The 8,526-nt window shown below is 68.6% G+C and carries 6 protein-coding genes; 2 read left to right on the top strand and 4 right to left on the bottom strand.

What is annotated here, in order from left to right; translation table 11 throughout:
- Both WBL05_RS13210 and WBL05_RS13215 read right to left on the bottom strand, forming a co-directional pair.
- A partial coding sequence (locus tag WBL05_RS13210; protein ID WP_424226559.1) for a hypothetical protein occupies positions 1 to 1,401 on the bottom strand: 1,401 nt, incomplete at its 3' end.
- 7 nt (positions 1,402 to 1,408) lie between these two features.
- Positions 1,409 to 2,110: an ABC transporter ATP-binding protein gene (locus WBL05_RS13215; protein WP_424226560.1), complete on the bottom strand. Its 702-nt coding sequence runs from the start codon at positions 2,108 to 2,110 to the stop codon at positions 1,409 to 1,411.
- Between the two features lie 185 nt (positions 2,111 to 2,295).
- On the opposite strand from WBL05_RS13215, the gene WBL05_RS13220 reads away from it, so the two are divergent.
- Positions 2,296 to 4,239, top strand: coding sequence for an FAD-dependent oxidoreductase (locus WBL05_RS13220; RefSeq protein ID WP_424226561.1), 1,944 nt, complete (start codon positions 2,296 to 2,298; stop codon positions 4,237 to 4,239).
- A 424-nt stretch (positions 4,240 to 4,663) separates the two neighbouring features.
- On the opposite strand, the gene WBL05_RS13225 is transcribed toward WBL05_RS13220, so the two are convergent.
- A complete protein-coding gene (locus WBL05_RS13225) occupies positions 4,664 to 4,795 on the bottom strand; it encodes a hypothetical protein (protein ID WP_424226563.1) in 132 nt (43 codons plus the stop codon).
- 420 nt (positions 4,796 to 5,215) lie between these two features.
- On the opposite strand from WBL05_RS13225, the gene WBL05_RS13230 reads away from it, so the two are divergent.
- Complete coding sequence (locus tag WBL05_RS13230) at positions 5,216 to 6,418, top strand: winged helix DNA-binding domain-containing protein (protein WP_424226564.1); 1,203 nt, start codon at positions 5,216 to 5,218, stop codon at positions 6,416 to 6,418.
- A gap of 92 nt (positions 6,419 to 6,510) precedes the next feature.
- On the opposite strand, the gene WBL05_RS13235 is transcribed toward WBL05_RS13230, so the two are convergent.
- Entirely contained in the window at positions 6,511 to 8,289 is a 1,779-nt protein-coding gene (locus tag WBL05_RS13235) for an NAD-dependent epimerase/dehydratase family protein (protein WP_424226566.1), read from the bottom strand.
- Positions 8,290 to 8,526 lie beyond the last annotated feature (237 nt).

Below are 8,526 nucleotides of genomic sequence, written 5' to 3' on the forward strand. Positions count from 1 at the left end.
CTCCAGCCCGACGACGGCCTGGGCGCGCTGGGCCTCCAGCGCAGCCTGCTGGGCCGCCAGGTCGTCGCGGGTGTCCAGTGCCGTCAACGCCAGTTGCAGTTGGTCGAGCTGGGCGCGCGCCTCCTGCAGGGCCGTCTCCGCGGCGTCCAGTTGCGCCCTTGCGACGGCCAGGGTCAGGTTGCTCTCGGCCAGGGCATCCTGGCCGTGCTCGTACGCGGCCCAGCCCTCATCGATGGTCCGCTGCTGGACGGCCAACTCCTCGGCGACGACCTGGCGCTGCCGGGCCAGCTCGGCGAGACCGGAGTCGTAGGCGGCTTGTCCGTCGGCCACCTGCCGTTCAGCGTCGGCCAGGGCTGCCTCGCTCTCATCGAGCACCTGTTGGGCGTCGGCGAGCTGTTGCTCCGCCTCGTCCCGGGATTGGTCGAGTTCAGCCTGCGCCTGTTCGATCTCGGCGCGGGCGGCGGCCGCCCGGTCGTCCAACTCCTGCTGACCGTCATTGATCAGGGCCCGGGCCTCGGCGCGGATCTGCTCGAGTCGGGCCTCCTCGCGTTCGGCCGCGATGGCCTTCACGTCGGCGGCGACCGGATCGACCACCGCGGCATGGTTGCGGGAGAAAGAGGTCTCCGCGAGGGCGCCGTCTACGGTCAGGAAGACGTCGGTGAACACCTCCGGGTCGCGGAAGGCCTGCAGCGGCAGGTAGGCGTAGTGGCTGAGTGCAGCGCCGGAGCGCGGTGACTGGCCGACGTCGCCGGACAGGTAGTAGGACGATTCGGCGAAGCCGACCACGGTGAACTGTTCGAACTCCAGCACCTCGCTCGGGTCTCCTACCCCGAACAGCGACGCGATGGTCACCACGTCGCCCACCCGGGTGGTGTCGTCGGCCGGAGTCAGGCCACGGGACAGCAGCATCTCGTCGGGACGGGTGGGCAGCCGGCCCTCGAGGATTACCGGCCGATTGATCGGCTCGGCGTCCCGGCCACGTTCGACTGCTGCAAGGTCGATGCTGAGGATGGCGGCGTCGTGCACCGCGTCGCCGGTGACGATGCTGCCCTCGGTGCTGATCTGCGGCTGGGCATTCCGGACGCCGGGCAACTGCTGGAGCGCGTGCACGTCGTCCGCGGTGAGCCCCGCGGTGGAGGTGACCCGCAGGTCGGCGAAGTTCGTCCGGTCGTACAGCCGGTCGGCGCTGGCGTACATGTCAGGCGCGACGCTCCGCAACCCGGCGAAGACGCCGGCACCCAGCCCGATGATGGCGAACACCGCGAGCCAGCGACTGAACGTGCCCTGGAAGGAGCGTCGGACGCTCTTCCAGTACGGTGAGCCGCTGCGGTAGCGGTAGCGGCGCTGGTAGCGCGGCTGCCTGGCGCCACTGACCGTCTCGACGGTCGTCCCGGTCCCCATCTTCCGGTTACCACTCGATCTGGTCGGCGGACTTCGGTGCGTCGTTCAGGGTGACGTCGGTGACCATTCCGTTGGTCACCCGGATCACCCGGTCGGCCAGCGCGGTGAAGGCGAGGTTGTGGGTGATGACCACCACGGTGCGGTGGTGGTTGTGGCAGATGTCCTGCAGCAGGCCCAGCACCGCCTTGCCGGTCTGGTAGTCCAGGGCGCCCGTGGGTTCGTCGGCCAGCAACAGCAGCGGGTTCTTCGCGATGGCGCGAGCGATGGCGACCCGCTGTTGCTCGCCCCCCGACAGTTGGGCCGGGAAGTTGTCCATCCGCTCGCCCAGGCCCACCATCCGCAGCACTTCCCGCGGATTCAGCGAGTGGCGGCAGATCTCGCTGGCCAGCTCGACGTTCTCAAGTGCCGTCAAGTTCTGCACCAGGTTGTAGAACTGGAAGACGAAGCCGATCGCGTCCCGCCGGTAAAGCGTCAGTTGCTCGCGGCTGTAATCGGAGATCTGCTCCCCGGCCACGATGATCGAACCTGATGTGACCGGGTCCATGCCGCCGAGCAGGTTGAGGATCGTCGTCTTGCCCGCCCCCGACGGACCAACGATGACCGTGAACTCCCCGCGCGCCAGGCTGAAGGTCGCGCCCTGAATGGCGTGGGTCTGGGTGGCTCCCATGGTGTACGTCTTGAAGACGTTGTCGAATTCCACGAATGCCATGGGTCCCCTTGTGCTGCCACGCCGCCGATTCCGCCGTTGCTGCCACGTCGACGCGCTTGTTGTTCTCAGCGTAACGACGGGCATCAAGTGATCTTCAGTCCGCCCAGCCGGGTGCGCCCGCAGCCGTGTGGCGTCCGGCCCACCTCACTAGACTGCTGTCACGCTCGCGATGAAGGGAGCAGGGCATGCGCGCCTACGAGCACCTATTCAGCCCGATCAGCATCGGGACGCTGCAGCTCAGGAACCGGGGAATCATGGCCCCGATGGTGGTGGGCCTGTGTGGACAGGATGGCCAGGTAACCGACGACTTCGTCGCCTACCACGTGGCCCGGGCCCGTGGCGGCGTGGGCATGAACATCACCGGCGGCGCGTTCGTCGACCCGCGAAGCAAGGTCTCACCGCGTCAGCTGGGCTGCCACAACGACGACATGATCCCGGGCCTGCGGCGGCTGGCGGACGCGGTGCACCAGGCGGGCGGCCGAGTCGCCGTCCAGTTGCTGCATGCCGGGCGCCAGTCGAACCCGCTGTTCTCCCAGACGCCGCTGGTGGCGCCGTCACCGATCGCCTGCGGAGTGCTCCAGGTGGTACCACACGAGCTGACGACCGCCGAGATCCACGACTTGGTGAACGCGTTCGCGGCCGCGGCCCGCCGCTGCCAGCAGGCCGGCATCGACGCCATCGAAGTGCACGGGGCGCATGGCTACCTGATCAACCAGTTCCTGTCGCCGCACACCAACAACCGCACCGACGAGTATGGCGGGGACGCCGAGCGGCGGGCCCGCTTCCCCCTCGAGGTGGTGGACGCCGTCCGCGCTGAGGTCGGCCTGGATTACCCGGTGATGTACCGGATCTCGGCGAATGAGTACCTGCCCGACGGGTTGACGCCGGACGACACCGCCGCCTTCTGCCGGGAACTGGTCGAGCATGGCATCGATGCGATCCACGTGTCCGGGGGCACTTACGAGTCCAATGTGGCCGCGGGCACCGAGGCGCTGCCCCTGGGGGCTTTCGTCGACGACGCCATGGCCATCCGGGAGGGTATCGGCCGGGCGGTTCCGGTGGCGGTGGCCAACCGGATCAAGACGCCCGAGTTCGCCGACCAACTGATCGCCGACGACAAGGTCGACATCGTTGCGACCGGGCGTCCGCTGATCTGCGACCCCGACTTCTACATCAAGGCGCAGCGTGGTGACGCGGCCGACATCAGGGTATGCCTGAGCTGCAACTGGTGCATCAACCAGACCGGCATGGGCGTCCACGCGACCTGCCTGTACAACCCGGAGATGGGCAACGAGTTGCGCTACGCCCACGTGCCCGCGCCCACCCATGAGCTCGATGTCGTCGTGGTGGGTGGTGGCCTGGCCGGGATGGAGGCTGCGCACACCGCGGCCGGCCGGGGGCATCGGGTGCGGCTGTACGAGCAGACCGATGAGTTGGGTGGCAACATCCTCCCCGGGGTCCGGCCCCCGTTCAAGTCGGAGATGTTCGCCTGCGTCGACTACGAGACCCACATGGTCGCCAAGACGGGTGTGCAGGTCGAGTTCGGCCAGCTGGTGGACGCCGACTTCCTCGCCCAGCTCGGTGCGGATGCGCTGATCATCGCGACCGGGTCGGCGCCGCTCGTGCCGCCGATCCCCGGGGCGGACGAGGAAGTCGTGGTCGTCGCCGAGGACGTGCTGCTCGGCACCGTCGATGTCGGCGGGCGCGTGGTGGTGATCGGTGGCGGATCGGTGGGTGTCGAGACCGCCGAGTTGCTGGCCACTCAGGGCCGCGAGGTGACGGTAGTCGAGATGACCGACAAGATCCTGGCCGACATGAACCCCGGCATGGCGTACCCGTTGATGGCCAGGGTGGCCGCCCTGCCGATCAGGATCGTCACCGGCGAGCGGGTGGTCGAGATCACGCCGGAGGCCGTGGTCACCGACGCCCAGCGCATCGACTGCGATACCGCGGTGCTGGCGGTGGGGTATGCCGCGGACGTGGAGCTTTCCCAGGAGCTGACCGCTCGGGGCGTGCCGCACGTGCTGATCGGCGACGCAGTGAAACCGCGCAAGATCCGGGACGCCGTGGTCGAGGGCCATGACGCCGGGCTGGCGGTGGGCGTTCCGGCAACGGGCGTCAGCGCCTGAGCCCTGGACGAGGGCCACGACGCCGGGCTTGCCGTGCACTCTTCCACCCCACGGCCGGTAAGTGCACGGGTTCGGCCCTTGGATCGGACAGTTTGCGGCCACTTCGCCCGAAAGTGCCCGCCGGATGGGTGGCGCGTGCCCCTCCTCCCTGCCCGGATCGCTCGTCAGTTGCTGGGGCTGGCGTGGATAGCGCTGGGATTGGCTGCATCTGGTCGACCGGACCAGCATCGAGTGCAGCCATTACGCAAGGAACTCGCGGGGCAGTATCGGGCCTTGAGGACTGGTGGGGCAGCTCCGGCCCGACGGTACCGTCCACCTGCTGGACGAGATGCCGGCCTTGCCTGGACCGGGCCGCGTCCGGGCAGAAAGAAACCCGCCGCCACTTCTGCGTGGCGACGGGCGGTTGCTGGATCCCCGAGCGGGCCTATGCGTCCGCCCCCTCGAAACCATCACGATTGGCCAGCAGGTTGCTGACGAACCGGGCGAAGGTCAGCTCGGGCACCGGGTCCGGCTCATCGGTATACGCGTCGGCGATCCTGCTCAGGATGTTGACCAATTGCTTCCCTCTTGTTCGGTCATTCGGACAACAACCACGCTACGGCCAGATTCCGGGCGACCAGAAACCTGTGGAACCAGTTGTCACTGCCGATGGCAACTGGATGTAGGTCGGCCGCCAGGACCCGACCGCCTTCCAGCACGCTCCACCCAGCGGGTAGATCTTGCGATCTGGATGAAGAGTGCCCGCGTTCGGCCCTCGAAGCGGGCAGTTTCGGGCTGTCTGAACCGAAAGCGCCCGCTGCGGCTCAGCGGTCGCCGATGTTCAGCACCCGTGGCGCTCAGCGGTCGCGGATGTTCAGCACCCGCCGGGACAAGCACCCGCGAGTGGTAGACACCCCAACCGCCCGGGGCGCAGACTGAAGGCGCGCCCTGCGCCGGGCGCGGCAACGCCACTCCCCCGCCCGACCAGAGGTTGCAGATGGCTGTCCGAAAGATCGACGAGCGCGAACGCCGCGCCCGGCTGGCTGTGCGACACGGACTCCACCCCGCCCACCGCCTGGCCGATGTTCTGGCGACGACGCGGGCCATGACCGCGCTGCACGCAACGGAAGCGCCCAGCGTCTACCTGTCGGTGCAAGCGCGCACCATCGACGTGACTCCGGCAGACATCGACCACGCGCTGTACGTCGAGCGCTCGGTGGTCAAGCAGCTCGCGATGCGCCGCACCCTGTTCGTCTTTCCCCGTGACCTGCTGGCAGCCACACTCGGCAGCGCATCGGCCCGGGTGGCGATCGAGCAACGCCGGCTGATCACCCGCGACGTCGAGCAGCACGGTGTCGCCGACGACGGCGCCGCGTGGCTGGCATCCGCGACCGCCGCCATCCAGCGTCGACTGTCGGGCTCAGAGCCGTTGTCGGCCAGGCAGTTGCGGGAGGAAGTCCCCGAGCTCACCGGCACCGTTGCCGTCAACCCGGACAAGAAGTACGGCGGCACCTTCCCGATCGCCCCTCGGGTGCTGACCATGATGGGTGCTGAGGGCGTGGTGACCCGGGGTCCCAACGCCGGCAACTGGTGGACGGCACGGCTGACCTGGACGCTGATGGATGAGTGGCTCGGCGGGCACGTGACGCCGTTGTCGCCCGAGGAAGGCTACGCCGAACTGGTCCGACGCTGGCTGCGAACCTTCGGCCCGGGAACCCTCGATGACATCCAGTGGTGGCTGGGGTCGACCAAGAACGCGGCCCGCGCCGCACTGGCAGCGGTGGATGCCGTCCCGGTCGAGTTGGCCGGCGGCGCTACCGGCTGGCTATTGCCCGACGACGTCGAACCGGTCGCCGAGGTGGGACCGTGGGCCGCCCTGCTGCCCACCCTCGACCCGACGACGATGGGCTGGCGCAGCCGCGACTTCTACCTTGACCCAGCCCACACCCGGTTACTGTTCGACAGCAACGGCAACGGCGGGAACACCGCGTGGTGGGACGGCCGGATCGTGGGCACCTGGGTGCAGGACGACGCCGCGGCCGTCCAGGTGATCCTGCTGCCGGGCGTGGGCCAGTTCGTCGGCAAGATGGGCCGGGCCGCGCTGGACGCCGAGGCCGGGCGCCTGACCCGGTGGCTGGACGGCGTCCGGATCACCAACGTCTACAAGTCGCAACTGATGACCGGTAGGTCACTGCCCTGACCCCCGGCAGCGCACACCGCTGCCCCGGGGCGCTCATCGGGCCGGACAGGTCGATCGCGCACGCGCCGGGCACCGTACAGCACCCCGGCCGCTCAGTAGTTGCCCGGCGGGTCGCTGGCCGGGAAGGAATCCTCGCCCCAGGTGTCGACGAGTTCGTCCTCGGGGTCGACTTCGTCGACTTCCTCCTCGGCCTCGTCGGTCAGGTACGGCTGGAAGGTCTCCAGGTCTGCGCGGAAGGCTCGTCCGCGGGCGTACTGGTGCACCTCGTCCAGGATGGCCGCCTGCTTGTCGGCGCTGGCGGCGAGCTCGTCGAAGAAGTCCTCGTTGAGGCCCAGGTGTTCGGCGTTGTCGCCCAGCGTTTGCCAGACCCCCTTCTTGCCCATCACGGCGCTGCGCATCAGCTCGGTCTCGAGCACCAGGCTCATTGGAGAGCGGCTGAACAGCCGCTGGTTCAGCTTCAGCCGACCGGCCCGCTCAGCCAGGAACGCGGCTCCCTGACGGTGCGGTCGTTGCGCCAGCCGGAGGTCGCGGATGATCTCCTTCAGCATCTGCCGCTCCCCAGGGATCATGATGGCGAGCTCGGACAGCTTGGCATAGACCGGCGTATCGATGTATGCGTCGGCCATCCGCTTGATCCGCTGGGCGCCAGCGGTTGCCCCGGTGAGGTGGTCGGACAGGTAGAGGCCCAGCAGGTCGCTGGCGATCTGGTCCGACACCACCGGGCGGTCGTCGACCTCCGGATTGCGCCAGGGCTTGCGCGGGTCGCCCGACCGCTCGCCGCGGCCTCCTCCCCCGGCGGTCACCCGGTCGGTGGACGGGAAGCTCATGCCGCCCACCTGCCGTGGCCGCATCGGCACCGAGTCGGTGCCCCGGCCCTCGATCATGCCGTCCAGCACGCTCTTCACCGCCTCGGCAGCGGAGTAGCGGGGCTGCCAGCCGAGTTCGGTCTTCGCCTTCTGGTTGGACATCATCGGGACTGTCATGGCCATGTCGAGCCAACCCTCATCGGCCGCGATGGCGCCCAACTTGTGGGCGGTGGCCAGCATCGAGCGCATGGCATCTGCCGGGATCTCGACATGGCGTCCGTGATCGACGATCTCCGCCAGGTCGTTGGGCCGCAGGATGTCGTCGGCGCAGATGTTGAACGCCCCCGGCACACCCTTGAGGACGGCCGCGACGTAGGCGCGTGCGGCGTCCTCGCCGTGCACCGCCTGGACGCCGCGCAGACCGGCCGGCAGCGGCAGCACCGGCAGGCGTCCGAAGCGCAACGCCTGCACCGGCACCCAGGTGCCGAGGAAATAGCGCTGGATCTCGGCCCCGGCATCTGCCCAGAAGACCAGAGCGGTGCGCATCCGGGTGACCAGCACCTCGGGATGGGTGGTCTCGAACTCGTCCAGCACCCGTTCCTGGGCGGCCTTGTCGGTACTGTAGTGGGAGGTCTGGATGCCGTTGGTGGCCCAGCTCTCGTCGCGGGGAATGTCCTCGGTGTCGGGTGAGTAGGCCGCAACGGAGGACGCGGCCACCAGGTGCCGAACGCCGGCCCGGGCCGCCGCCTGCGCCACCCGGGCGGTGCCCTCCACGTTGACCCGCCGCAACAGGTCGCGCTCGGTGTTCGGCTGCACCAACCAGGCAAGGTGGATCACCACGTCCACGCCCCGGAAGGCGGCCTCCAGCTGTCCGATGGCCGTGGCGGCCGTGGTGGCCGCAGCGATGTCGATCGCGGCCCAGTCACAGGTGTTGTACGGCTCGACCGAGGTGTCCGGGAGGCGTCTGGCGATGCCCAGCACCGAAGACACCTCGGTGGTTTGCGCCAGTTCCCTGAGTACCGCAGTTCCCACGTTTCCGCTGGCGCCAACAATTGCTACCCGCATGGCTGCACCTCCATGACGACGAGCGAGCTACCACCTTGTGTCTGTCACCTTACCCAGATACGCGCGCCAGCCACGAGAAAAACCTCATGCTTGTCTGCGCCCCGAGGCGTCTACCCGAGTTCCGCAGTTGGTGGGCATTCGGGCGGGTCTGAGCGAGCATTGATGCTTGTCACAGGGTTTCGGGGGTCCCGGAACGGCTGAAAACGGTGGGCACACGATTTGTCGTGTCGGGCTTGT

The organism is Brooklawnia sp. (assembly GCF_049651565.1).
GTDB lineage: Bacteria > Actinomycetota > Actinomycetes > Propionibacteriales > Propionibacteriaceae > Brooklawnia.

Coding starts and splice junctions, on each gene's coding strand:
- WBL05_RS13215 (WP_424226560.1), bottom strand. CDS start 2,110: ATGGCATTCGTGGAATTCGACAACGTCTTCAAGACGTACACCATGGGA.
- WBL05_RS13220 (WP_424226561.1), top strand. CDS start 2,296: ATGCGCGCCTACGAGCACCTATTCAGCCCGATCAGCATCGGGACGCTG.
- WBL05_RS13230 (WP_424226564.1), top strand. CDS start 5,216: ATGGCTGTCCGAAAGATCGACGAGCGCGAACGCCGCGCCCGGCTGGCT.
- WBL05_RS13235 (WP_424226566.1), bottom strand. CDS start 8,289: ATGCGGGTAGCAATTGTTGGCGCCAGCGGAAACGTGGGAACTGCGGTA.